The following is a 23,737-nucleotide window of genomic DNA, read 5'->3' on the forward strand; positions in this document are numbered from 1 at the left end:
CCGGCGGCGGCGCTCGGCCGCCCTGATCGGTGAAGCGAAAAAACCACGCTGGCTTCCACGGCCGCTTCCTCGGCGTCGGCGGATGCTTGACGGGCAAGGAGACATCGGCATTCCGAGGAGACCCGACATGGCCCGTTACGACAGCATCCTGGACACCATCGGCCGCACCCCGCTGGTGCGCCTCGCCCGGCTCGCGCCGCCGGACGTCAACCTGCACGTGAAGGTGGAGGCCTTCAATCCCATGGGCTCGGTGAAGGACCGCATGGCGCTGGCGGTGATCGAGGCCGCCGAACGCAGCGGCGCGCTGCGTCCCGGCCAGACGGTGATCGAGGCCACCAGCGGCAATACCGGCATCGGCCTGGCCATGGTGTGCGCCCGCAAGGGCTATCCGCTGGTGGTGACCATGGCCGAGAGCTTCAGCCTGGAGCGGCGCCGGCTGCTGCGCTTCCTGGGCGCCCGGGTGGTGCTGACCCCGGCCGCCGAGAAGGGCAGCGGCATGCTGGCCAAGGCGATCGAGCTGGCCGAGACTCACGGCTACTTCCTGTGTCGCCAGTTCGAGAACGAGGCCAACGCCGAGGTACACAGCCGCACCACGGCCCGGGAGATCCTCGACGACTTCGGCGACGAGCCGCTCTATGCCTGGGTGACCGGCTTCGGCACCGGCGGCACCCTCAAGGGCGTGTCGCGTGTACTGAAGCAGGCGGACCCGGCGACCCGCATCGTCGTCGCCGAGCCCGACAACGCTCCGCTGCTGGGCAGCGGCCAGGCCCAGCCGCCAGGGGCGAGCCACCCCTGCTTCCGGCCCCACCTGATGCAGGGCTGGAGCCCCGACTTCATCTCGCCGCTCACCCAGCAGGCGCTGGCCGAGGGGCTGGTGGACGAGGTGGTGCCGGTGGCCGGCGAGGCGGCGCTGCGCCTGGCCCGCGACCTGGCCCGCAAGGAGGGGATCTTCGCCGGCATCTCCGGCGGCGCCACCCTGGCCGCCGCGCTGACGGTGGCCCGGCGCTCGCCCCCCGGCAGCAACATCGTCTGCATGCTGCCCGACACCGGCGAGCGCTATCAGTCCACCCCGCTCTTCGCGGGCGTCGAGGACGAGATGAACAAGGAGGAGCTGGCCCTGTCGCGCTCCACCCCGGGCTATCGCTTCGATCGCCCCGCGGCCGTGCCGGTGCCTGCCTCCACGACGGCCGAGCCAGTGGCGACCCTGGATGCCGAGGCCGAGCGCTTCGTCGACGACTCCCTGGCTCGGGCCCGGGTGGTGATGTTCGCCCTGGCCTGGTGCGAGTTCTGCTGGGCGGCACGCAAGCTCTTCGACCGGCTCGGCATCCCCTACCTGAGCATCGAGCTGGATGGACCGGCCTGTCAGGGCGACGACCTGGGGGGGCGGCTGCGCCCGGTACTGGCCCGACGCACCGGGGCCCCCACCATCCCGCAGATCGCCATCGACGGGGTGTGGCTCGGCGGCTGTGGGGAACTGTTCGCGGCCTGGCGCGACGGCAGCCTGGGCGAGCGGCTGGCCGCCTGTGGCATCGCTTATGATGCCGAAGCGGAGATCGACCCCGAGCGCCTGCTGCCGGCCTGGCTGCATCCCCGCCACGCCACGGCTTGACCGTCCCTCACCTTCGCCACCTCAGGAGAAGCGGCCATGAGCTATATCGAGACGATTGCCCCCGACCAAGCCTCGGACGAGGTACGCGAGATGTACCGACGCCAGCAGGCCCACTTCGGGTTCCTGCCCAACTACGCCCGGGTGTTCTGTCATCGCCCCGAGGTGATGGCGAGCTGGGCGGCCCTGCTGGCGAGCATCCGTCGCCATGTCGAGCCGCGCCGCTTCGAACTGGCGACCCTGGCCGCCGCCCAGGCGCTGGGCAACGCCTACTGCTCGCTGGCCCATGGCAGGGCGCTGGTGGAGCTGCTCGGCGAGGCCGAGGCACGGGCGATTGTGGCGGGCGGTGAGGGTGGCCCGCTGACCGCGGCGGAGCGGGCGATGATGGCCTTCGCCGGGCAGGTGGCCCGGGACGCCGGGAGCGTCACCGCCGGCGACGTCGCGCACCTGCGGGCGCAGGGTTTCGCCGACGACGAGATCTTCGACATCGTCGCCGTGGCCGCCGCGCGAGCCTTCTTCACCAAGGTGCTTGACGGCCTCGGTGCCGAACCCGACGCCCTCTTCCGGGAGATGGACGCCGGCCTGCGCGAGGCGCTCACCGTGGAGCGGCCGATGCCAACTGGACCCGAGGGGAGTGACGGCGGGCGGATGGTGCACAAATCTGTCAATCAGTGACCAGGAGCCCATGCAGGAAGATGTCGATGGCCTCATCGGCAGCGTCGGCGAGCTGGTGACGGTCCGGTGTGTCGACGAGACCCAACAGGCAGCGCAACTGGATGTCGCCGGTCAGGGCATCCAGGAAGAGTGCCGCCCGCCGATGGCAGTCGCCGGGCTTGATGAGCCCTTCCGCCTGGGCCCAGGCGAAGTAGTCGGCCAGGCAGCGATACGAGACGGAGGGGGCCGAGGCGAAGAAGGCCTGGGCAGCGTCGGGAAAGCGCGGTGCCTCGGCAACCACCAGGCGATGCAGCTCCAGGGTGTCGGGCGCCAGCAGCACATCGAAGAAGGTTTCCGACAGCTGCTTGAGCGCCTCGCTGGGGGGCAGGCCCCTCAGGTCCAGGTCGGTGAGCGGGCTCACGATCTTGTGGCAGAGATTGTGCACGATGGCCGAGAACAACCCGTTCTTGTCGCCGAAGTAGGCGTAGATGGTGCGTTTCGATCCGCCGACCTTGGCGATGATCGCATCGACGCTGACCCGTGAATAGCCACTCTCCAGGAAGAGTTCGGTGGCGGCGTTGAGTATGACGTCTCGCTTCTTGATGTTCATCGTGGTGGCCGCATCGAGATAATAAGGGTACTAACCATTACCTGACCATACCATGTGGCCCGAAGGAAAGGTAGCCAAGCCGGGTCCATGCCCTTGCCTAGCCATTCCGTGAACGGATCGTTGCATAGCGAGAACAATCGCTATCCGGCCCCATGGCGGTTTGCACAGACTCGGCGAGTTCTTTCGGATTTTCAAATAGTTGAAATCCATGTCCCGGCACCAACGGGACATCTTCGATGGTCCCTCCTTCGCCAGACCAACGTCATCTGTCGGGAAAAGGCTTGACAGTCATCAAGCGGAGAGCTAATCATTTATCTAACGGTACTGTACGGTACCGTACCAGTCATAAGCACAACGTCATAGAGAACGTCATAGAGAGAGAACGGCATGCGATTCGTGACCTTCGAACAGAACCAGCGCAAGGGCTTGGCCATCGAGACGGATGGGGAGCTGAGAGGGCTGATGGAGAATGCCGAGGGTTATCCCGGCGATCTTCTTGGTCTCGTGCGGCAGGGGCCGGCGGCACTGCAGGCGGCGTACCGGGTACTGGCCGCGGGGCCGGTGATCGAGGTGGGCGCGATCCGTTATCTGCCGCCCATCGAGCGCCCCGGCAAGATCATCTGCGTGGGCTTGAACTATGCCGACCACACCAAGGAGAGCCCCTATGAGCAGCCCGACTATCCGACGGTCTTCCCACGCTTCGCCTCGAGCCTGATCGGACACCAGGCAGCCATCATCCGTCCTGCGGTTTCCGAGCAGCTGGATTACGAAGGCGAGATGGTGGCCGTCGTCGGGAAGGGGGGGCGCAACATTTCCCTCGAGCGTGCCCTGGAGCATATCGCCGGCTACTCCATCTTCAACGATGCCTCGGTGCGCGACTACCAGTTCAAGTCGCCCCAGTGGACCATGGGCAAGAACTTCGATGCCACCGGTGCCTTCGGTCCCAGCTTCGTCACGGCGGATGAACTGCCACCGGGGGGCAAGGGGCTACACATCAAGACCACGCTGAATGGCGAGGTCGTCCAGCAGGCCTCCACCGAGGATCTGATCTTCAGTGTCGCCGAACTGGTCGCCATCATCAGTGAAGTCCTCACCCTGGAAGCCGGCGATATCATCGTCACCGGTACGCCGTCCGGCGTGGGCTTTGCCAAGCAGCCTCCCCTCTACATGAAGGCGGGTGATATCTGCAAGGTCGAGATCGAAGGCTTGGGAACCTTGGTGAACCCAATCGCCTCCTGAAGCCGATCCCAACTCTTTCATCCCTATCAGACAACAGGTGGAAGACCATGATTAAAATAAAAGATATCCATCATGTGGTGTATCGGCACGCCGATCTGGATGCGGCGGAAGCCTTCCTGTGTGATTTCGGCATGAGCGTGCAGTGTCGCGACGACAGTCATGTTTACTTCCGGGGCGCTGGGCAGAATTACTATATCTACATTGCCGAGAAGGCCGACCATTCGGCGTTCGTCAGCATGGCGTTCGAAGTGGAGGATCGGCAGGACCTGGAGCGTGCTGCCGAACTCGATGGTGCATCAAGTATTCAGAGCCTCGAGCGATCGGGAGGCGGCGAGCGTGTCTCGCTATGGGATCCCGCCGGGCGCCAGATCGATCTGGTATATGGCATCGCGCTGGCCGACAAGCGACCGATGCGGGCGGCGCTCGTTCACAATACCGCCGATGCCAAGCAACGCTTCGGGGATCTGCAGCGCCCCGAGAAAGGGCCCGCCGAAATCCTCCGGCTTGGGCATATTGCGCTGGGTGTGGAGAACCTGGAAGCCAACCTGGCCTGGTACAAGGAGACGCTTGGTCTGCTGCCTTCGGACCTGGTCGTCGACGAGGCGGGCAACGATGCCCATGCCGTCTTCCTTCGGCTGAATCGTGGGCCATCATGGACGGACCATCATACGGTCGCGCTGTTCACTGCGCCGGAGAATCACGTGCACCACGCCTCCTTCGAAGTGCAGGATGTCGATGCGCAGGTTCTGGGGAATGCCTGGTTGAAGGAGCGAGGCTGGAAACCCTTCTGGGGGGTGGGGCGACATCTCCTGGGCAGCCAGATATTCGACTACTGGTTTGACCCGTCTGGAAACATCATCGAGCACTTCACGGATGGTGACCTCTATAACAGCGAGTCTCCCACGGGGCGTGTGGAGGGAGGCGGTGACAGTCTTTACCAGTGGGGTCCCGAGATGTCGATCGAGAAGTTTCTGGGAATACCCGATCAGTAGCGACTATCTCTCCCTGGCGAACGGCCGAGGCGGGATGAGTCTTCTCCCGTTGCGCTTCGGTCGATGATGACAACAACTAGATATCCATAAGGTGAACAAGATGCTTACCGCAAAGGCGTCAGGAGCCATCGCGCTCGCACTGGTCATGCCCATGCTGGTTTCCGGGTGTGGCGAAAGCTCCGCTCAGGATGTTCAAACGATCAATCTCAGGGTCGGTGCCAGTCACCCCACGACCCTGCCCTGGGTGGGTTCCATCCCCGAAAGCTTCATTCCCGAAGTGAATCGGCGCATCGCCGAACTGGAGACCCCCTATCAGATCAACTGGCAGGAGGCCTACGGTGGCCAACTCTACCGGGCGAATGCCTCCCTGACCTCGGTCTCGCAGGGCATCGTCGATCTGGGGTGGGTATTCAGTACCATGGAGTCTTCTCGACAGCCTCTGGCCCAGGTATCCGTCTATGCGCCGGCCGTGACCGATGATCCTGCGATCATGATGGATGTGTTCAATGAACTGAACCGAACGGTTCCGGCACTCCAGGCGGAGTGGGAAAACAATGATCTCGTCTTCCTCGGTGCCAGTGCCAGCGATCCCTTCCAGCTCTTCACTTCCGTTCCCGTAGCCGAGTTGAGCGATCTCAACGGCAAGCGTATCTCGGCCGCTGGCGTGCTCTCCTCCTGGCTGCGCGGGACCGGGGCCGTTGGCGTTCAGGGTGCCCTGCCCGACTTCTACACCCAGGTGCAGACCGGCATCACCAATGGTGCCCTGGTGCTCCCCTCCGGGGGCTTCAGCATCAAGATCCACGAAGTGGCACCTCATCTGACCAAGGTCAACCTTGGCTCCATCTACTTCGGTGGACTGGCCGCCAACAAGGCTAGCTTCGACAGGCTTCCCGAAGAGATCCAGGGGATTCTGCTCGACGTGGGCGCCCTCTACTCCGAGAGCATCGCCGAAGGCGTCATGACGATATACGACCGAGGCATGGAGCAGATGGAGCGCGATCCGGAGGTCACCGTCAGCACCTGGTCCGACAAGCAGCGACGCGCCTGGGTCCATAACATGCCGAATCTCGCCAAGGAGTGGGTGGAGGATAACGAAGCCAGGGGCCTCCCGGCAGGCGAGGTGCTTCGGGCCTACATGAATGCCATGCGCGAGCGTGGCATCGAGCCCCTGCGCGACTGGGACAAGGAAGTCAACTGATTCTCCTATATCACTCTGCCACCTGGCCTCCGGGGATGAAAACCAGGCCGTAGTGTTTCGGCTGGCATCTTGTGATGCCTACCCGGCCGAAGGTGTGAAAGTCGTGAATCTTTTCTCGACACAGGGACGTGTCGTATCAACACCGTCAACTTCAAAATTGATCGTTGAATGTTGCCGGTCTTGGGAGGTTGGTATGAACAATAACAACCAGGCATTGAAGAAGAGTGGTGCGGGCCTTTCCCCAAAAGCCATGTTCGGCCACCTGGCGGATGGAATGAGCGCCGTCGGCTCACTGGTCATCTTCGGCATGATGCTACTGGTTTGCAGCGACGTGGTGCTGCGGACACTGGTGGATAGGCCAATCTATGGCGTAAACGAGATCATGTCGCTTTCGATCGTCGCCATCGTGTTTCTGCAGCTGGCGAGCACTCTTCGCAACAATCGGATGGCCAGGGCCGATATCTACATCGACAAGCTGATCAGGACCTCTCCGGGTGTTGGGCATGCATTGCACGCCCTGTACGGTGTGGCCGGGCTGATCGCCTTCGGCATCATCGTCTATGGCACCTACCCCCTTTGGGAAAGGGCATGGTAGGGCGGTGAGTACATCGGCGTTCCTGGACTTTTGACGGTACCGACCTGGCCGGTGAGAACGATCGTGATAGTGGGAGGCGTACTGACGGCCATTCAGTATGCAATCAATATCAGCGAGGACATTTCACTCGCCACCCAACGCTACAAAGACAAGAGGGGATAAGCCATGTCCGGTGACGTCGTAGGCCTTATCGCCATTGGCTTGATGTTGTTCACCATCTATATGGGGATGCACATTGCCGTGGCTCTGATTCTCATCTCCTTTGCCAGCATCTGGTTGATGCTGGACCCTACGCTGGCGGTGCGCATGGTGGCATCCGCCGCGAATGACTCGATCCAGGACAGCCTCTATGGCGTAGTGCCGCTCTTCGTGCTGATGGGCTTGCTGGTCTCGGTCTGCGGTGTGGGGAAGGACACCTTCGATGTGGCGGGCTGGCTGCTGCGCAAGATAAAAGGCGGCCTGGGCATGGCGACGGTCGGCTCGAATGCGGCATTTGCGGCCATTACCGGTGTCAGCATCGCCTCGGCCGCGGTATTCAGCAAGATCGCCGTGCCGGAAATGATTCGCCATGGGCATACCAGCCGCTTCTCGGTGGGCGTGGTGGCGGCGAGCTCGGTGCTGGGCATGCTGATTCCGCCGAGCCTCTTGCTGATCATCTATGGCGTGCTCTCCGAGCAGTCCATTGGCAGGCTCTTCATCGCCGGCATCGTACCGGGACTGCTGCTGGCCGGCTTCTTCTGTCTGTTGATCGTGGTCCTGGCGAAGCACTTTCCGGGCTTCGTGGGGGATGCCGGACAGACGGGACGGGGAGAACAGCGCCAGGTGGAGGATGAGACCTTCGGCTCTCTCATGAGAAAGGGCTTGCCGATCGTGGCGCTGATCCTGCTCGTGCTGGGGGGAATCTACACCGGAATCTTCACGCCCATGGAGGCCGGTGCGGTAGGAGCATTCGGCGCTTTCGTGATGACCTTCCTGAGACGACAGCTGACCGCCAGGAAGCTCTGGCGGGTACTGGTGGAAACGGGCCACGTCTCCGTCTCGGTGCTCTTCCTGATCGTGGCCGCGAGCCTCTACAGTCGCATGCTGGCGATGACCGGCCTGCCGGCATCGCTCACCGGGTTCATGATGGGGTATGGCTTCGGGCCGCTCGAATTCATTTTGATCTATATCGCCATCATTCTGGTGCTGGGGTGCGTGCTCGATTCGGTCTCCATCCTGCTGATCATGGTGCCCATCGCGCTGCCCATCGCCTACAGCTTCGGCATGGATCCCATCTGGTTCGGCATCATCACCGTCGTGGCGGTGGAGATTGGCCTGATTACCCCACCCTTTGGCTTGTCGGTCTACACGGTAAAAGCCTCTCTCGATGATCAAAGCATCTCGATCAAGGAAGTCTTCCTTGGTGTCATCCCCTTCGTGATCTGCATGTTCGTGGTGCTGATGGTGCTGGTGGCGTTCCCCTGGTTCAGCCTGGTGCTGATCCGCTAATGTTCGGGCCGTCTTGAGGGGCCTGGTGAACAATCAATGAGGTGATTCATGAGCAACGAAGTCATTACCCAAGAGTTTCTATACGGCATCTGCAAGGAAAAGGGATTTCTGGCCAAGAGCCTCTATGTCGTCACAACCTGGCCCGTCGATAGCATGGCGCCGGTCATGGAGAATATCGAAGAACACCTGAAGTATCAGGTCGCCCTGGAGAAGCGCGGCATCCTCTTCGCCGCGGGACCGACCTTCTCGCGAGATGGCGCTCACTGGGAGGGCGAGGGGATGGTCGTGATTCGTGCCGACTCCCTGGCGGAAGCCCATGAAATCGCAGAGCAGGATCCCATGCACAAGAGTGGCGCCAGAGAGTTCGACATCCATCCGTGGCTGCTGAACGAAGGCTCCGTAACGCTGAAAGTCAGTTATTCGGACGGCAATGTCGAAGTCCTGTGATTGATCCACTCAACATTACATCGTGAAGATTTATCTATTCAATAGAACAACGATAAACCCTGGAGTTTCGGGAATGAAGATTGCTGCAATTCGTAACCTCGCATCGGTATCCCTGGCGAGCTGTTTGATGGTTTCCGGCGCCCATGCCGCCACCTGGAGCGATACCTTCATCGGCTATCGCTATGGCACTCAGTTTCAGGAACCGGGGAACGAGGAGAAGATCGATAACCATATCCTGCAGCTCTCGCATGTCAGTGCTTATGCGTATGGGAGTAACTTCTTCAATCTGGATTATCGGCAGTCGAATCGCAGTGATCCGATTCAGGGAAGCGATGCCGGAGCCGCCAACATGTATCTGGCGTATCGCCACCAGTTGCACTACGGCAAGCTGTTCGATGAACCCTTGAGCTTTGGTCCCGTCCGGGACCTGGCCCTGACGGCCGGCTTCGATCTGAGCCACAAGAACAACGCCTTTGCGTCCCGGAAACGCCAGCTGCTGCTGGGGCCGACGTTCAAGTTCGATGTGCCTCGCGGTTTTGTCGATCTGAGCCTGCTGTTGAGCCGTGAGTGGAATCACTGTGGGTTGCCGGCATGCGGTTTCGAAGGCAATCGCAACAAGATTACCTTCGACAACTACTATCAGATCAGCCTGGCATGGGGGCTTCCCTTCCAGGCGGGAAGCCTGCCCATGAAGTTTCAAGGATTCTTCAACTACAACGGAGAGAAGGGCAAGGACTACTTTGGCGTAGAAACCAAGCCGGAGAGACTGTCTCGTACTTCACTCATGCTGGATGTGGGTGAGCTTGCCTGGGGAGGTTCCAACAACCTCTGGGCCGGCGTCGGGTATGAGTATTGGAGGAACAAGTACGGTAATCATGACAAGCCTGGCGTCGATGTGGATGCATTGACGTTCAATCTGGAATGGCATTTCTAACATTATATAGGTGAATGACGATGACAGACTCTCTGTATCACTACATCGGTGGCAAGAAGGTCTTCGGCAGTGGCAACCGCTATCAGGATGTCTATGACCCGGCCACGGGGCGAGTGTCGACTCAACTGCCGCTGGCCGATGGCGACGAGCTGAACCAGGCCGTGGCGGCGGCCAAGCGCGCCCTGCCGGGCTGGGCGGCGGTCACCCCGCTGCGCCGTGCGCGTATCATGAACCGCTTCAAGGGGTTGCTCGAGGAGAACGCCGAGCAGCTGGCGGAACTGATCACGCTGGAGCATGGCAAGGTGCACAGCGATGCCATGGGAGAGGTCACGCGGGGGATCGAGGTGGTCGAATTCGCCTGCGGTGGCCCGCATCTGCTCAAGGGGGAGGTGACGGAGAACATCGGCACCGATATCGACTCCTTGTCGCTGCGTCAGCCCCTCGGCGTCGTCGCGGGCATCACGCCCTTCAACTTCCCCGCCATGGTGCCGCTGTGGATGTTCCCCGTGGCCCTGGTGTGCGGCAACTGCTTCATTCTCAAGCCCTCCGAGCGTGACCCTTCCGCGGCGCTCTTCCTGGCTCAGCTGCTGAGCGAGGCGGGGCTGCCCGATGGCGTCTTCAACGTCGTCAATGGCGACAAGGCCGTCGTGGATGCCATTCTCGCCCATCCCGATATCCAGGCGGTGAGTTTCGTCGGCTCGACGCCCATCGCCCGCTATATCTATGGCACGGGCTGCACGAACGGCAAGCGGGTCCAGGCCCTGGGCGGAGCGAAGAACCACATGGTGGTGATGCCCGATGCCGATCTCGACAAGGCTACGGATGCCCTCATGGGCGCGGCCTATGGGGCGGCGGGGGAGCGCTGCATGGCGATCTCCATCGCGGTGGCGGTGGGCGACGCCGTCGCCGATGCGCTGGTTGAGCGCCTGGCCCCGCGGGTGCGTGCCCTGAAGATCGGGCCGGGCAGCGACAGAAGCGCGGAGATGGGGCCCTTGATCACGGCCGAGCATCGGGACAAGGTCAGCGCCTACATCGATCTCGGGGTCGAGGAGGGCGCGACCCCAGTGGTGGATGGCCGAACCTTCGAGATGAGCGAGCTCGGCCACGAAGGTGGATTCTTTCTGGGCGGCAGCCTCTTCGATCATGTCACTCCCGAGATGCGCATCTATCGGGAAGAGATCTTCGGTCCCGTGCTGGGGATCGTGAGGGTGGACAGCTATGAAGCGGCCGTGTCGCTGATCAACTCCCACGAGTATGCCAACGGCACGGCGATCTTCACACAGGACGGTGATGCCGCCAGGAAGTTCTCCCACGAGATTCAGGTGGGCATGGTGGGGGTGAATGTGCCGATTCCCGTTCCCATGGCCTTCCACAGCTTCGGTGGCTGGCGCAACTCGCTGTTCGGTGATCACCACATGCACGGTCCCGAGGGGGTCAGGTTCTATACGCGCCTCAAGACCATCACCTCCCGGTGGCCGACGGGTATCCGCGCCGGCGCCGATTTCGTCATGCCGACCATGGAGTAGGGCCGACGGCCCTCCCGGCCTCGCCCGACAGGGTGGGCCGGGAGGGCGATCCCGCAAGCCATTCAGGAGGAAACGATCATGAGTGCGATTGGTCAGGCCGCCCAGGCCACGCTGTTTACCGAGGCACGTACCCACAACGTCTGGCAGGACCGTGAGGTCGGCGAGGAGACGCTGCGCGAGCTCTATCGGCTGATGAGCTACTCCCCGACCTCCATGAACTGCCAGCCGCTGCGTCTGCAGTTCCTCAAGAGTCCGGCGGCCAAGGAGCGGCTGCTTCCGGCCCTGCTGCCGGGCAATCGGCAGAAGGCCGTGCAGGCGCCCGTGGTGGTGATGCTGGGGTATGACCTGGAGTTCTACCGGCACCTGCCGCGCCTGTTCGCCCACAATCAGGAGGCCCAGTCGAACTTCGTCGACAAGCCACAGCTGATTCACGACACGGCCTTCCGCAACAGCGCCATCCAGGGTGGGTTCCTCATCCTGGCGGCCCGTGCCCTGGGGCTGGATGTGGGGCCGATGTCGGGCTTCGATCATGCGGCCGTGGACGCCGAGTTCTGGCCCGATGGCCGGGTGAAGACGAACTTCCTGTGCAACCTGGGCTATGGCGATCCCGACGCGCTCTTCCCCCGCGGCGAGCGCTTCGCCTTCGATGAGATCTGCCGGGTACTGTGAACCTCCCGCCGGGTGCGTCCGGAGGGCGGTGATGATGGCACAGCGGAAAGGCGCCGCCCCCTGGCCATGGCTAACGGAACAGCCAGGGCGCCACCAGTTTCACCACCCGTGGCATGATGGCGTAGACCACCAGGGCCACGATGGTGGCGGCCACCAGGCCGTGGCGGATGCCCCAGGTGTCGAGGACCGGCAGCAGGCCGAAGAGCGGCAGCCACAGCAGCGGGACGATCACGGTCAGGGGCCAGATCACTGCGGTGGTCACCAGCCACTGCTTCCAGCGGGTCGGCTGCTTGCCGGCGGGGGTGGGCGGGGTGAACCAGTAGTCGATGCCGCTGACGATCTCCACCCGCTCGGCCTGCTGCAGGTCGCCCTGGATGGACGCCATGAGCTCGCGGCGCTCGGGGGACTCCCGCCAGCGCCGGGCGTCGTCGTCGCTGGCGAAGCGCACGGCGATCTCGTAGTCGTGATGGCCCTCGGGCGGGCGCAGGATATGCACCCCCTGGTGGCCGGGGAAGCGCCCGGCGACGCTGATGATCTGGCGCAGCCAGGTCTCGTAGCGCTCCACGGCCTCGGGGCGGACCCGATGCTGGATCTGGATGGTGGCCCCCTCGCAGTGGTCGGGGTGACGAGACTCGGACGTGGACATGGGGGCTCCATGGCAGTCAAGTGGGTAGACGACAAGGGCCCGGCTGGTGGCCGGGCCCCTTGCTGACTTGCTTAGCCCTTCTGGGCGGTGTAGCTCTGGATCAGGTTGGCATAGGCCGGGAGATGGCCGGCCAGCAGGCCGCCGAAACCTTCGATGTCGTTGCGCCAGTCGCGGTGCAGCTCGCAACCGACCCCGAACCAGGTCATCAGTTGTGCCCCGGCCTGGGACATGCGATCCCAGGCGGCGTCGCGGGTGGTCGGGTTGAAGGTCCCGGAGGCGTCGGTGACCACGAACACCTCATAGCCCTCCTCCAGGGCCGAGAGGGCGGGGAAGGCCACGCACACTTCGGTGACCACGCCGGCGATCAGCAGCTGCTTCTTGCCGGTGGCCTTGACCGCCGCCACGAACTCCTCGTTGTCCCAGGCGTTGATCTGCCCGGGGCGGGCGAAGTAGGGGGCATCGGGGAAGGCTTCCTTGAGTTCCGGCACCATGGGCCCGTTGGGGCCATCCTCGAAGCTGGTGGTGAGGATGGTGGGGATCTCGAAGAACCTGGCGATGTCGGCCAGGGCCAGCACATTGTTCTTGAAGTCGTCGGGGCTGAAGTCGCGCACCAGCGAGAGCAGGCCGGCCTGATGGTCGACCAGCAGCAGGGCGACATCGTCCTTGTTGAGGCGGTTGTAGGTATAGGACATGGGATCTTTCCTCCTTGGTTGAGAAAGCGCCCGGTCAGGGGGCCGGGCGCGGTCGGCTGCGGCAAGGCCGCTAGCCCTCCAGGCGGCCGAACTTGCCGGCCTGGAAATCGGCAAAGGCCTGGTGGATCTCCACTTCGCTGTTCATGACGAAGGGGCCATGGCCCACCACCGGCTCGTCGATGGGCTCGCCGCCGAGCAGCAGCAGCCGGGCGTCGTTGTTGGCCTCCAGGCGCAGCTCGTCGCCCTGGCGCTCGAAGGCCACCACGGACTCGTCACGGACGACGGCGTCGCCGTTGACCTGTACCGTGCCCTCGAGCACCACCAGCAGGGTGGTGTGGCCCTCGGGCACCCGCAGGCTCGTCTCGCCGCCCGGCTTGAGCCGCAGGTCCCAGACGTTGATCGGCGTGAAGGTGTGGGCCGGCCCCTCATGGCCTCGGTACTCGCCGGCGATCACGCGTAGCTCGCCGGCCCGACCCGGCAGCGCCACCCGGGGGATCTCGGTGTCGAGCAGGGTCTGGTAGGCCGCGGGGACCGACTTGTGCGCGGCCGGCAGGTTGACCCACAGCTGCACCATCTCCAGGCTGCCGCCGCGCTCGGTGAAGGCGGGGGAGTGGAACTCCTCGTGGACGATGCCCGCGCCGGCGGTCATCCACTGGACGTCGCCCTCGCCGATGCGCCCGCCACTGCCGGTGGAGTCGCGATGCTCGAGCTCGCCCCGGTAGACCAGGGTCACGGTCTCGAAGCCGCGATGGGGATGGGCACCCACGCCGCGGGGCCGGCGTGCCGGCGCGAAGTCATGGGGGCCGGCATGGTCGAGCAGCAGGAAGGGGCTCAGGTGGTCGGCGCCGAGGCGGTCGTAGGCGAACAGCGAGCGGACGGGGAAACCGTCGCCGACCCAGTGGCCGCGAGGGGCGCCATAGATGCCGAGAATCTTCTTCATGGTGTGGCTCCTGCTTGGAATGGCCATTTGGCCAATACAGAGAGCCTAGTGCTGCAACGCTCTTGCCGGTAGAGGCTATAATTTGCACTCTGCGTTCCAACAATAGAACGATAAGGTGGCATGGCCATGCAGGATCTCAACGACCTCTACTATTTCGTGCAGGTGGTGGACCACGGCGGTTTCGCCCCGGCCGGCCGGGCCCTGGGCATCCCCAAGTCGAAGCTGAGCCGGCGCATCGCCCAACTGGAGGCACGCCTGGGTACGCGGCTGATCCATCGCTCGACGCGTCACCTGTCGGTCACCGAGCTGGGCCAGGCCTACTACCGCCACTGCGTGGCGATGCTGGTGGAGGCGCAGGCGGCCGAGGAGCTGATCGCGCGCAACCTCGCCCAGCCGCGGGGCACGGTGCGCCTGAGCTGCCCGCCGAGCCTGCTCCACTACCTGTTCACGCCGCTGCTGGTGCGCTTCATGGCCCAGTGCCCCGACGTCGAGGTGCAGGTGGAGGCCACCAGCCGGCGAGTGGACGTGGTCAGGGAGGGGTTCGACATGGCCATCCGGGTGCGCTTCCCGCCCCTGGAGGACAGCGACCTGGCCATGAAGGTGTTGTCGCGGAGCCCCCAGCGGCTGCTGGCGGCCCCCGGCCTGTTCGCGGAGCGCCCATGGCCGCGGGTGCCGGGGGACCTGGCGACACTGCCGAGCCTGGACTTCGAGCAGGTCCACCGCCAGCACCACTGGGAGCTGGACGGGCCGGAGGGGGAGAGCGCCCAGATCCGCCATCAGCCGCGGCTGGTCACCGACAACGCCGAGACCCTGCACCGGGCGGCCCTGGGCGGCCTCGGGGTGGTCAAGCTGGCCCTGCTGGTGGCCGGCCGCGACCTGCAGGCGGGGAGGCTGATCGACGTGCTGCCCGGTTGGGAGCCGCGGGGCGGCATCCTGCATGCCGTTTTCCCGTCGCGGCGCGGCCTGTTGCCGGCGGTACGGGCACTGCTCGACTTCCTGGCCGAGAATATCAACGAGATCGACTTCACCAGTCATACCGCCCAGACCCAGGCGTGACTGACTGGATGGGGAGGGCAAGCATGCGGATACGGGCGGCCAGGTCCGAGGATGTCGAGACGCTCTTCGCGATCCGCGGCTCGGTGGAGCAGAACCACCAGTCGCGGGAGGAGCTGCCGGAGCTCGGGGTCACGCCGGACGCGGTGCGAGCGATGCTCGAGAGCGGCAACTACCTGAGTCTGCTGGCCGAGGTGGAGGGGCGACCGGTGGGCTTCTGCATGGTGCAGCTCTCGGAGGGCTATGTGTTCGCGCTCTTCGTGCGCCCCGGGGTCGAGGGGCGCGGCATCGGCTGGGCGCTGACGGCCAGGTGCTGTTGCGCAAGTCGCTCCTGTGACGCAACGGGCGGCGTCATCCCACCTGCGCCCAGGTGCGCACCCCGGGGGATCCCCTCTGGGGGCCCTTCGGCCGCTTCGCCTTCCGAGACGAGGCAACGTGTATCTCTATGGCAATCCATCGGAGGAGAACGATCCATGAGTAACCAGACCAAGCAGGCCGAGCAGATCTGTGACTTCGAGCATCACTATGGCGCGATCGACCTGTTGATCGAGACGCGGGAGAAGGACCTCGGGGATTTCTCGGTACGCCGCTCGCTCCCCTCGTCGGAGCGCAGAATGGTGGGGCCCTGGATCTTCTTCGACCACATGGGGCCGGCGGACTTTCCGCCCGGCAAGGGCATCGACGTGCGGCCGCATCCCCACGTCAACCTGGCCACGGTGACTTACCTGTTCGAGGGCGAGATCCTGCATCGCGACTCCCTGGGCAGCTATCAGTGCATCCGCCCCGGGGACATCAACCTGATGGTGGCCGGCCGCGGCATCGTCCACTCGGAGCGGGAGCGGCCGGAGGTGAAGAAGGTGGCGCACCGTCTGCATGGGCTGCAGCTGTGGCTGGCCCTGCCCGAGGAGGACGAGGAGATAGAACCTGCCTTCCACCACTATCCCGGCAAGGACATTCCCGCGGCAGTGGTCGACGACGTGCCGGTGCGGGTGATGATGGGCACGGCCTATGGCGTCACCTCGCCGGTCAAGACCTTCGCCGAGACGCTCTATGTGGAGGCTCATCTGCAGCCGGGGCAGAGCCTCACCCTGCCGGATGCCGAGGAGCGGGCGGTCTATGTGGCCAAGGGCGAGATGACAGCGCGGGATGCCGGGATTCCCGAATACTCCCTGGCCGTGTTCGATGGCACCGCCGGCGTCACCCTGACCGCCGTTCACGAGTCGCGTATCGCCATCATCGGCGGCGAGCATATGGACGATCGCTTCGTCGAGTGGAACTTCGTGTCGAGTCGCCGGGAGCGGATCGAGCAGGCCAAGCAGGACTGGAAGTCCGGCGCCTTTCCCAAGGTGCCCGGGGATGAAGAGGAATTCATTCCCCTGCCGGAGTAGGTCTCCTCTTGGGAAGCAAGAACCGACAAGGGCGCCCCAGTGGCGCCCTTGGTGCTTCTCGGCGATCTCAGGATCTCAACACAGCCGGCTGCCGAGCAGCAGCAGGCCGGCATCGCCGGCCTGCCAGCCCCACCAGGCCAGGGCCAGCAGGCCGGTACCGGCGAGCGCGGTGGAGAGGATCAGCAGGCGTCGGGGGCGGGTCATGCCTGGGCCTCGCTGGGCGTGGGGCGCTCGACGGGGCGCTCGCTGATGAACCAGTGCAGGGCGGCGGCCATGACCGAGAGCAGGATGGCGATTTTCCAGACCACGGCATAGTCGCCGTTGAGGTCGTAGAGGTAGCCGCCGAGCCAGACGCCCATGAAGGCGCCGAGCTGGTGGAAGAGGAAGACGATGCCGCCCAGCATGGAGAGGTGGCGCACGCCGAACACCGTGGCGACGATGCCGTTGGTGAGTGGTACCGTGGAGAGCCACAACAGGCCCATGCATATAGCAGCCCGCCGATCGCCACCACCCGGGCAGCACCGAAGCGGTCGGCCAGGGCGCCGCTGAAGGGCTGGGCGAGCCCCCAGATCAGGTTCTGCACGGCCAGGGCGAAGGCGAAGATCCCGCGGCCCCAGCCGAGCTCGCTGCTCATCGGCTCCAGGAAGAGGCCGAAGCCGTGGCGCAGTCCCATGGCGAGCGTCACGACCAGGCTACCGAGGACGATGATCAGGAGCGAGTGGCGGCGCAGCTGGTCCATGGGCGTTCCTGTTTGCAGACTAACGGTTTGTCACTATCGCGTGTCTGCCCCTGATTGACCACTGTCTCCTTGTGGAGACGCCGGCGTCGCTGCTGTGCCACATGGGAGACGGGGGCGCCATTGGCTAGAATGGCGCCAGTCATCTCATCCTGATGTTGCGATGGAGGAATTCATGTCACGACGCCTGCTGATGCCCTGTCTGCTGCTGCTCTCCGCCCTGTTGGTGGCCGGTTGCAGCTACCAGCCTGCGCGCATCAAGTCCGAACCGCTGATCGTCATCGATGACGGCCACGGCCACGGCCACGGTGGTAGCTTCTGTCCACCGGGGCAGGCCAAGAAGGGGCGCTGCTGAGATTGCATGATCTTTCCTTGCTCCGGGCTTGGCGAGGCCCGGGGAGGGGATATACAGTTTGAAAACGGTGTTTGTTAAGTGGGGCTCGCGTCGCCATCGCCCGCAGAGGCAGTCACGGTTCGATGCCGTGTCGAGAGGCGTACCGGGCCGGGAACGAAGGGAGCCCATCACCCGTTCATTGCCTTGCGAGGTATTTCGCCATGATGACTCCCATGCGCCTGCTGATGCTCGCCGTGGTGGCCGGCACCCTGACCCTGGCCGGTTGCAGCTATACTCCCGCGCGCGTGCAGACCCAGCCGCTGCTCGAGATCGATGGCTACAGTGGGCATCGTCACTACCGTGGTGACGACCGCCACTATCGTGATCGCTATCGCCGTCATCACCGGGTCGAGCGGCACTACTACTACGACGACGATCATCGTCGCGGCAGCTTCTGCCCGCCGGGACTGAGGATGCAGGGCCGCTGCTGATACAGGACGGGACGGTTGCATTTCGCACCGCCGGGGCTATGGTGAAAGTTTGCCCCGGCGGCGCTGACGGCCCGAGTTCCCGATGTCGTTTCTCGACCTGCGTACCTGCACCCTGAGTCGTGAGCACGTGGCCCATGCCCACGACCACCATCAGCTCATCCTGGCCACCTGTGGCGTCACCGAGCTCGCCATCGAGGGGCAGGGCGAGCGTATCACCGCCAGCCGCGGTTGCCTGATCCCCTGTACCAGTCGTCATGAGTACCAGGGTGACGGTCGCAACCGCACCCTGGTGCTCGATATCCCCCTGTCCAGTCTGCCTGCCTTGCGCGACGGCGATGCCATCGAATGGCTGTTCGACAAGCCGTGCTTCTTCAGCGTGCCGGCCCGGCTCAACCAGCTCGCCGGCACCCTGATGCAGCAGCTCGAGCAGTGCCCGGCCCTGCACAGCGAGATCGCGGCCCTGCTGCTGCGTGCCCTCTACCTGCACCTGCGCGACGAGCCGGTGGCCGAGCCGTGCGGCCCCTTGCTGGCCCGGCGGGCCAGCGAGCGTCTCGACCTGGCCAGGCTGGACGCCTGGATCGACCGCCATCTCGCCGACGAGATCCGGGTCGAGCAGCTCGCCTCGCTCTGCGCCCTGAGCCCCGGCCACTTCCATGCCTGCTTCCGTGAACTGACCGGCGCCACGCCCCTGGTCCATGTGCAGGCCCGCCGACTCGAGCATGCCCGGACCCTGGTTCGGCACAGCGGCCTGAGTCTGGGCCATGTTGCCGCCCTGGTGGGCTTCCGCGACCAGGGCAGCTTCTCCCGCGCCTATCGTCGCCGGTTCCAGGTGGCGCCCTCCCTCGATCGTCGTTCCCACTGAGCCTCATCCGGCGAGCTCCGGGCAAATCTCCCGCAGTCGTGGGCAAGCAGGCTCGTCGGCGTCGTTCTAGGCTCAAGGTGAGTAGTCGTCGTCAACCGACCGGTCAGCTCCGGCCTTGGCGATGCCCCGCAAGCCACAAGAACGACAAGAGGTGAGGGATGATGAACAAGACGATGCTACCCCGCATGATGGCCCTGGCGGCGCTGCCGCTGGCCATGGCCAGTACCCAGGCGCAGGCGCAGTCCTACGAGATGGTGATCGCCACGCTGCTCCCCGAGAACATGACCAATAACGAGATCTACCCGGCGCTGGTGCATTTCAAGAACCTCGTCGAGGGGCGTACCGGCGGTGATCTCGAAGTATCCATCTTCGGCGGGGGGCAACTCGGCTCCGAGGTCGAGACCGGCTCGGAGGTGCAGGCCGGGCGCACGCTGCAGTCCACCATCATGTCGACCGGCGCCATGTCCTCCTTCTACCGTGACTACCAGATGGTCACCGCGCCCTTCCTGTTCACCAACTGGCGCCAGGCCTGGGCCTTCTACGACAGCGAATGGTTCGCCGACTTCATGTCCGGCACCATCGAGGCGGCCAACATGCGCTACCTGGGTACCTTCGATGACGGCGGCGGCTTCGTGGCCTTCACCAACAACGTGCGGCCGATCGAGACCATCGAGGACCTCGAGGGGCTCAACATCCGCACCGAGGAGAATCCCGCGCATGTGGCGGTCATGCGGGCGCTGGGCGCCTCCGCCACGCCGCTGCCCTGGGGGGAGCTGATCACCGCGCTCGAGACCGGGCTGGCCGATGGCCAGTTCAATGCGCCCGTCATCAACACCGCTTTCAACCTGGATGCGGTCACCGACCACACCACCCTGACCGGCCATGTCTACAACAGCGCTCCCTGGATGATCAGCGAGGCCTGGTACCAGGAACTGCCCGAGGAGTACCAGCAGGTCGTCATCACCTCGGCGCGGGAGGCCATCGAGGTGAGCCACGGCATGTCCGGTGCCCTGGCGACCGCCAGTTGGGTGGAGTCCTGCGAACGCTTCGAGACCTGCTACCTGATGCCCGAAGAGGAGCGTCAGCGCATGGCCGAGATCGCCCGTCCGGCCTGGCAGGAGTGGATCGTCGAAGACTTCGGCATGGATGCCGAGCGGGTCGAGGCGCTGCTCGCCGAGGTCGAGCGCGTCGGCAACGAAGTGGCCGACGAGGACTTCCGCATCTACGGTCAGTAGGCGAAGGGGGCAGGGGATGAGCCTCTCCTGCCGCTTTCAGGGCGGCCGGGCAACTGCCCGGCCGGGAACCAGTCGTCACGGGTGCCCTCCATGAGTCTGCTTGCTCCCCTGCGTCGCTTCAGCGATGGCGTCAATCAGGTCGCCATCGTGCTCTGTGTGGCCTGCATCCTGGCCATGCTGGGCATTTCGTTCACCGCCTTCGTCTACAAGCTGTTCACCGGCAGCACCCTGGCCTGGACCTATTCCCTGGCCCGGCTCTTCCTGCCCTGGATCGGCTTTCTCTCCATGACCATCTCGCTGCGCTATGGCGAGCATGTGGCCATGACCCTGCTGGTGCGCAGCCTGCCGCGGGTGCTGCTCAAGGTGGCGGCTGGACTCTGCCTGGCGGTGATCGCGCTCTTCGCGGCCCTGCTGGTGTGGTACGGCTGGGGCTACTTCCTCAATGCCACCCAGGTCTACATGGTCTCCGACCAGATCCAGATTCACAGCAAGTTCACGGCCATCGTGGTGCCGATTTCCGGCGTGATCATCCTGCTGCACCTGGTGCAGGGCTTCGCGCTGCTCGAGCACTTCATCGATGACGAGACGATGATCGACGAACTCATCGAGACCACCGACCTGGAGGAACGCCCATGACGCCCGCGATCGTCGCCTTCGTCGTCCTGCTGCTGATCGGTGCCCCGGTCGCCGTGGTGATGGCCATGTCCGGCCTGGTGGGGGGCTACACCCTGGGGGGCGAGCGCATGCTCGGCATCATCGCCGATCGCATGTTCTCGGGGGTATCGGGCTTCTTGCTGATCGCCGTGCCCTATTTCATCTTCACCGCGGAACTGATGAACCAGGGCGGTCTGACCCAGAAGCTGATCGCCTTCAACAATGCCCTGTTCGGCCGGGTACGCGGTGCCCTGTCCCACGTCAATGTCTCGGTATCGGTGTTCTTCGCCGGCCTCACCGGGGCCGCCATCACCGATACCGTGGCCATCGGCAAGATCATGATCCCGGAGATGAAGAAGCAGGGCTATGATGCCGAGTACGCGGCGGCCATCACCGCCTGCTCGTCGATCATCGGCCCGATCATCCCGCCCAGCGTGGTGATGGTGGTCTATGCGACCCTGTTGCGGGACATCTCGGTGATCGATCTCTTCGCCGGCGGCATCATCCCCGGGCTGCTGATGGCCGGCGCCCTGCTGGCGGTGAGCTTCTTCCTGGCCTGGCGGCGCGGTTATCCCAAGCAGGCGCCGATCCCGTTCAAGATGGCGATCTTCTCCTTCCTGGCGGCCCTGCCGGCGATGCTGGTGCCGCTGATCATCCTCGGCGGGATCCTCTCGGGGCTCACCACCATCACCGAGGCGTCCGGGTTCGCCGCCGTCTACGCCCTGGCCATCGGCGCGTTCTTCTACCGCAACCTGAGCTGGCACAGGGTCTGGCAGGCGCTGGTGGTGACCGTGCGCTTCTCCGGGGTGGTGTTCTTCCTGCTGGCGACCTCCGCGGTGCTCGGCTGGTTCGTCACCCGCTCCGGTATCGCCCGCGACGCCGCGGGGTTGATCACCACCTTCAGCGACTCCGCCTTCCTGCAACTGATGCTGGTCTGCGTGCTGCTGATCCTGATCGGCACGGTGATGGACGTGCTGCCGGCGCTGGTGGTGGTGGCGCCGGTGCTGGTGCCGGCCATGATCCAGCTGGGCTTCGACCCGTTGCACTTCGCTATCCTGATGATCGTGGTACTCAATATCTCCAACGTCACGCCACCGGTGGGGATGACGCTGATGACCGCGGCGCGCATCGCCGAGGTGCCCTACGAGCGGGCGATCCTCGCTTCGCTGCCGTTCTATTTCGCCTTTGTGGCGGTGATCGTGCTGCTGGCGCTGTTTCCGGTGCTCTCCACCTGGATACCCTCGCTGCTGCGCTGAGGCGGGGTCGAACAAGGACGCGATGCGATGAAGCTCTTCTATCACCCCGACCAGGAACGCCATGCACCGCCCACCTTCCTGCTGCGGGGCAGGGCGGTGGACTCCCCCGAGGGCCCCGTGCGCGCCGAATTGCTGGCCGACGGCCTCACCCGGGCGGGGCTGGCGCTGACCTCGCCGACCGATGCCGACAGCCCGACCCTGCGGGCCCGGCTGGCGCGGATCCACACGCCGCGCTATCTCGACTTCCTCGAGACCATCCACGCCCGCTGGCGCGCCCTGCCGGACGCCGCCGAGATCGTCGCGCCCAATGTCCACCCCTGCGGTGGCGGGCACCACTATCCCCGGCATCCCGTGGGCCTGGTCGGCTGGCACATGCACGACATGGCCTGTCCCATGACCGCCGACAGCTTCGCCGGCATCCTCGCCAGCGCCGCCTCGGCCGAGGCGGCCGCCGATACGGTGCTCGCCGGCGGCCGCACCGCCTATGCCCTGTGCCGGCCGCCGGGGCACCATGCCGGGCCGGAACGGGCGGGCGGCTTCTGCTTCCTCAACAACGCCGCCCTGGCCGCCATCGTGCTGCGCGAGCAGTTCTCGCGGGTGGCGATCCTCGACGTGGACCTGCATCACGGCAACGGTACCCAGGACATCTTCTACCATCGAGGTGACGTCTGGACCGGCTCGCTGCATGCCGATCCGGCCGACTTCTACCCCTTCTTCTGGGGCGGCGCCCACGAGGAGGGGCTGGGAGACGGGCTCGGGGCCAACGTCAACCTCCCGCTGCCGCTGGGCAGTGACGGCGAGGTCTTTCTCGAGCATCTCGACCGCCTGATCGTGCGCCTGGCCGATTTCCGCCCCGAGGCGGTGGTCGTGGCCCTCGGGCTGGACGCCCACAAGGACGACCCGCTGGCCGGCCTGGCGCTGGAAACCGACGACTTCGTCAAGGTTGGCCGTCGGCTCGCCGACATCGACCTGCCCACGGTGCTGGTGCAGGAGGGGGGCTACCCCACCGAGCACCTGAGCCACAACCTCGCTGCCTTCATGGGCGGCTTTCGCGGCGACTGAGCGTGCGCCGACATCGTGTCGCGCCTCGCCCGTTCTTCTCGACCCGTTTCTCTTGAAAGGAGATGAGACACCATGACCGTCAACTATCACGACAGCAACACCCGCATGAGCCAGGCCGCCGTCCACAACGGCACCGTCTACCTCTCCGGCCAGGTGCCGGACGACGCCTCGGCCGACATGCGCGGCCAGACCGAGCAGGTGCTGGCCAAGATCGACCGCCTGCTGGCGGCCGCCGGCAGTTCCAGGGAGCACCTGCTCTCGGCCCAGGTCTGGGTGACCAGCATGACCGAATTCGATCAGATGAACAGTGCCTGGGATGACTGGGTGGTGCCGGGGCGCCCACCGGTGCGGGCCGCCGTCGAAGCCAGGCTGGCCCGGCCCGAGTGGAAGGTCGAGATCATGGTGACGGCGGCGGTGCCGGAGGCCTGAG

27 protein-coding genes and 1 pseudogene are annotated in these 23,737 nt (G+C 64.8%); 22 read left to right on the forward strand and 6 right to left on the reverse strand.

All coding sequences use genetic code 11. The features are described 5' to 3' along the window. Nucleotides 1-127 precede the first annotated feature (127 nt). Together AC5W54_RS09925 and AC5W54_RS09930 are read left to right on the forward strand one after the other, a co-directional pair. Nucleotides 128-1,609: a pyridoxal-phosphate dependent enzyme gene (locus tag AC5W54_RS09925; RefSeq protein ID WP_495961922.1), complete on the forward strand. Its 1,482-nt coding sequence runs from the start codon at nucleotides 128-130 to the stop codon at nucleotides 1,607-1,609. A 36-nt stretch (nucleotides 1,610-1,645) separates the two neighbouring features. Next, nucleotides 1,646-2,281 carry a peroxidase-related enzyme gene (locus tag AC5W54_RS09930; RefSeq protein ID WP_495961923.1) on the forward strand — a complete coding sequence of 212 codons (636 nt, stop codon included), beginning with the start codon at nucleotides 1,646-1,648 and terminating at the stop codon, nucleotides 2,279-2,281. Here the strand turns inward: AC5W54_RS09930 and AC5W54_RS09935 are convergent. Continuing rightward, entirely contained in the window at nucleotides 2,271-2,870 is a 600-nt protein-coding gene (locus AC5W54_RS09935) for a TetR/AcrR family transcriptional regulator (RefSeq protein ID WP_495961924.1), read from the reverse strand. The two genes, AC5W54_RS09930 and AC5W54_RS09935, sit on opposite strands and share 11 nt — an antisense overlap. A 387-nt stretch (nucleotides 2,871-3,257) precedes the next feature. Between AC5W54_RS09935 and AC5W54_RS09940 the strand changes: the two genes are divergently transcribed. The 9 genes from AC5W54_RS09940 to AC5W54_RS09980 all read left to right on the forward strand — a co-directional run bounded on the left by AC5W54_RS09940 (nucleotide 3,258) and on the right by AC5W54_RS09980 (nucleotide 11,958). Next, nucleotides 3,258-4,109: a fumarylacetoacetate hydrolase family protein gene (locus tag AC5W54_RS09940; protein ID WP_495961925.1), complete on the forward strand. Its 852-nt coding sequence runs from the start codon at nucleotides 3,258-3,260 to the stop codon at nucleotides 4,107-4,109. A 47-nt stretch (nucleotides 4,110-4,156) separates the two neighbouring features. Beyond that, complete coding sequence (locus tag AC5W54_RS09945) at nucleotides 4,157-5,101, forward strand: VOC family protein (RefSeq protein WP_495961926.1); 945 nt, start codon at nucleotides 4,157-4,159, stop codon at nucleotides 5,099-5,101. Between the two features lie 100 nt (nucleotides 5,102-5,201). Further along, entirely contained in the window at nucleotides 5,202-6,299 is a 1,098-nt protein-coding gene (locus AC5W54_RS09950; RefSeq protein WP_495961927.1) for a C4-dicarboxylate TRAP transporter substrate-binding protein, read from the forward strand. A gap of 193 nt (nucleotides 6,300-6,492) precedes the next feature. Further along, complete coding sequence (locus AC5W54_RS09955; protein ID WP_495961928.1) at nucleotides 6,493-6,894, forward strand: TRAP transporter small permease subunit; 402 nt, start codon at nucleotides 6,493-6,495, stop codon at nucleotides 6,892-6,894. A gap of 165 nt (nucleotides 6,895-7,059) precedes the next feature. Continuing rightward, a complete protein-coding gene (locus AC5W54_RS09960; protein WP_495961929.1) occupies nucleotides 7,060-8,382 on the forward strand; it encodes a TRAP transporter large permease in 1,323 nt (440 codons plus the stop codon). Between the two features lie 48 nt (nucleotides 8,383-8,430). Continuing rightward, a complete protein-coding gene (locus tag AC5W54_RS09965; protein WP_495961930.1) occupies nucleotides 8,431-8,829 on the forward strand; it encodes a YciI family protein in 399 nt (132 codons plus the stop codon). Between the two features lie 73 nt (nucleotides 8,830-8,902). Then, nucleotides 8,903-9,763 (forward strand): hypothetical protein, encoded by an 861-nt coding sequence (locus tag AC5W54_RS09970; protein ID WP_495961931.1) that lies wholly within the window; start codon nucleotides 8,903-8,905, stop codon nucleotides 9,761-9,763. Between the two features lie 20 nt (nucleotides 9,764-9,783). Next, complete coding sequence (locus tag AC5W54_RS09975; protein WP_495961932.1) at nucleotides 9,784-11,289, forward strand: CoA-acylating methylmalonate-semialdehyde dehydrogenase; 1,506 nt, start codon at nucleotides 9,784-9,786, stop codon at nucleotides 11,287-11,289. A gap of 78 nt (nucleotides 11,290-11,367) precedes the next feature. Further along, a complete protein-coding gene (locus AC5W54_RS09980; protein ID WP_495961933.1) occupies nucleotides 11,368-11,958 on the forward strand; it encodes a malonic semialdehyde reductase in 591 nt (196 codons plus the stop codon). Nucleotides 11,959-12,028: 70 nt separating this feature from the next. Here AC5W54_RS09980 and AC5W54_RS09985 read toward each other — a convergent pair whose 3' ends face one another. From AC5W54_RS09985 to AC5W54_RS09995, 3 genes are all read right to left on the reverse strand, one after another. Continuing rightward, on the reverse strand, nucleotides 12,029-12,604 hold the full coding sequence (locus tag AC5W54_RS09985; RefSeq protein ID WP_495961934.1) for an antibiotic biosynthesis monooxygenase: 576 nt from the start codon (nucleotides 12,602-12,604) through the stop codon (nucleotides 12,029-12,031). Between the two features lie 71 nt (nucleotides 12,605-12,675). Beyond that, nucleotides 12,676-13,296: an isochorismate family cysteine hydrolase YcaC gene (gene ycaC, locus AC5W54_RS09990; protein ID WP_495961935.1), complete on the reverse strand. Its 621-nt coding sequence runs from the start codon at nucleotides 13,294-13,296 to the stop codon at nucleotides 12,676-12,678. 70 nt (nucleotides 13,297-13,366) lie between these two features. Then, nucleotides 13,367-14,236: a pirin family protein gene (locus AC5W54_RS09995; RefSeq protein WP_495961936.1), complete on the reverse strand. Its 870-nt coding sequence runs from the start codon at nucleotides 14,234-14,236 to the stop codon at nucleotides 13,367-13,369. Nucleotides 14,237-14,356: 120 nt separating this feature from the next. Here AC5W54_RS09995 and AC5W54_RS10000 point away from each other — a divergent pair, with 120 nt between their 5' ends. From AC5W54_RS10000 to AC5W54_RS10010, 3 genes and pseudogenes are all read left to right on the forward strand, one after another. Next, nucleotides 14,357-15,292, forward strand: coding sequence for a LysR substrate-binding domain-containing protein (locus AC5W54_RS10000; protein ID WP_495961937.1), 936 nt, complete (start codon nucleotides 14,357-14,359; stop codon nucleotides 15,290-15,292). Nucleotides 15,293-15,315: 23 nt separating this feature from the next. Continuing rightward, nucleotides 15,316-15,594 (forward strand): annotated as a pseudogene (locus tag AC5W54_RS10005) (GNAT family N-acetyltransferase); the annotation flags it as partial. A 168-nt stretch (nucleotides 15,595-15,762) separates the two neighbouring features. Continuing rightward, on the forward strand, nucleotides 15,763-16,677 hold the full coding sequence (locus AC5W54_RS10010) for a pirin family protein (protein ID WP_495962002.1): 915 nt from the start codon (nucleotides 15,763-15,765) through the stop codon (nucleotides 16,675-16,677). A gap of 75 nt (nucleotides 16,678-16,752) precedes the next feature. On the opposite strand, the gene AC5W54_RS10015 is transcribed toward AC5W54_RS10010, so the two are convergent. Beyond that, nucleotides 16,753-16,881, reverse strand: coding sequence for a hypothetical protein (locus tag AC5W54_RS10015; protein WP_495961938.1), 129 nt, complete (start codon nucleotides 16,879-16,881; stop codon nucleotides 16,753-16,755). Next, complete coding sequence (locus AC5W54_RS10020; protein ID WP_495961939.1) at nucleotides 16,878-17,159, reverse strand: hypothetical protein; 282 nt, start codon at nucleotides 17,157-17,159, stop codon at nucleotides 16,878-16,880. Before AC5W54_RS10020 ends, AC5W54_RS10015 begins: the two co-directional genes overlap by 4 nt. A 429-nt stretch (nucleotides 17,160-17,588) precedes the next feature. On the opposite strand from AC5W54_RS10020, the gene AC5W54_RS10025 reads away from it, so the two are divergent. The 8 genes from AC5W54_RS10025 (at nucleotide 17,589) to AC5W54_RS10060 (ending at nucleotide 23,736) form a co-directional block, all read left to right on the forward strand. Next, nucleotides 17,589-17,768: a hypothetical protein gene (locus AC5W54_RS10025; RefSeq protein WP_495961940.1), complete on the forward strand. Its 180-nt coding sequence runs from the start codon at nucleotides 17,589-17,591 to the stop codon at nucleotides 17,766-17,768. Nucleotides 17,769-17,968: 200 nt separating this feature from the next. Beyond that, nucleotides 17,969-18,238, forward strand: a complete 270-nt coding sequence (locus tag AC5W54_RS10030) for a hypothetical protein (protein WP_495961941.1) — start codon at nucleotides 17,969-17,971, stop codon at nucleotides 18,236-18,238. Between the two features lie 82 nt (nucleotides 18,239-18,320). Further along, nucleotides 18,321-19,100: a helix-turn-helix domain-containing protein gene (locus tag AC5W54_RS10035; RefSeq protein WP_495961942.1), complete on the forward strand. Its 780-nt coding sequence runs from the start codon at nucleotides 18,321-18,323 to the stop codon at nucleotides 19,098-19,100. Nucleotides 19,101-19,261: 161 nt separating this feature from the next. After that, a complete protein-coding gene (gene dctP, locus AC5W54_RS10040) occupies nucleotides 19,262-20,335 on the forward strand; it encodes a TRAP transporter substrate-binding protein DctP (protein ID WP_495961943.1) in 1,074 nt (357 codons plus the stop codon). Nucleotides 20,336-20,425: 90 nt separating this feature from the next. Then, nucleotides 20,426-20,971, forward strand: a complete 546-nt coding sequence (locus AC5W54_RS10045) for a TRAP transporter small permease (protein ID WP_495961944.1) — start codon at nucleotides 20,426-20,428, stop codon at nucleotides 20,969-20,971. Next, nucleotides 20,968-22,245, forward strand: coding sequence for a TRAP transporter large permease (locus AC5W54_RS10050; RefSeq protein ID WP_495961945.1), 1,278 nt, complete (start codon nucleotides 20,968-20,970; stop codon nucleotides 22,243-22,245). Before AC5W54_RS10045 ends, AC5W54_RS10050 begins: the two co-directional genes overlap by 4 nt. A gap of 27 nt (nucleotides 22,246-22,272) precedes the next feature. Continuing rightward, nucleotides 22,273-23,307, forward strand: a complete 1,035-nt coding sequence (locus tag AC5W54_RS10055) for a histone deacetylase family protein (RefSeq protein WP_495961946.1) — start codon at nucleotides 22,273-22,275, stop codon at nucleotides 23,305-23,307. A 72-nt stretch (nucleotides 23,308-23,379) separates the two neighbouring features. Further along, complete coding sequence (locus tag AC5W54_RS10060; RefSeq protein ID WP_495961947.1) at nucleotides 23,380-23,736, forward strand: RidA family protein; 357 nt, start codon at nucleotides 23,380-23,382, stop codon at nucleotides 23,734-23,736. The last annotated feature ends 1 nt before the right edge of the window (nucleotide 23,737 follow it).

The organism is Halomonas sp. LMYGS-3 (genome assembly GCF_059509875.1).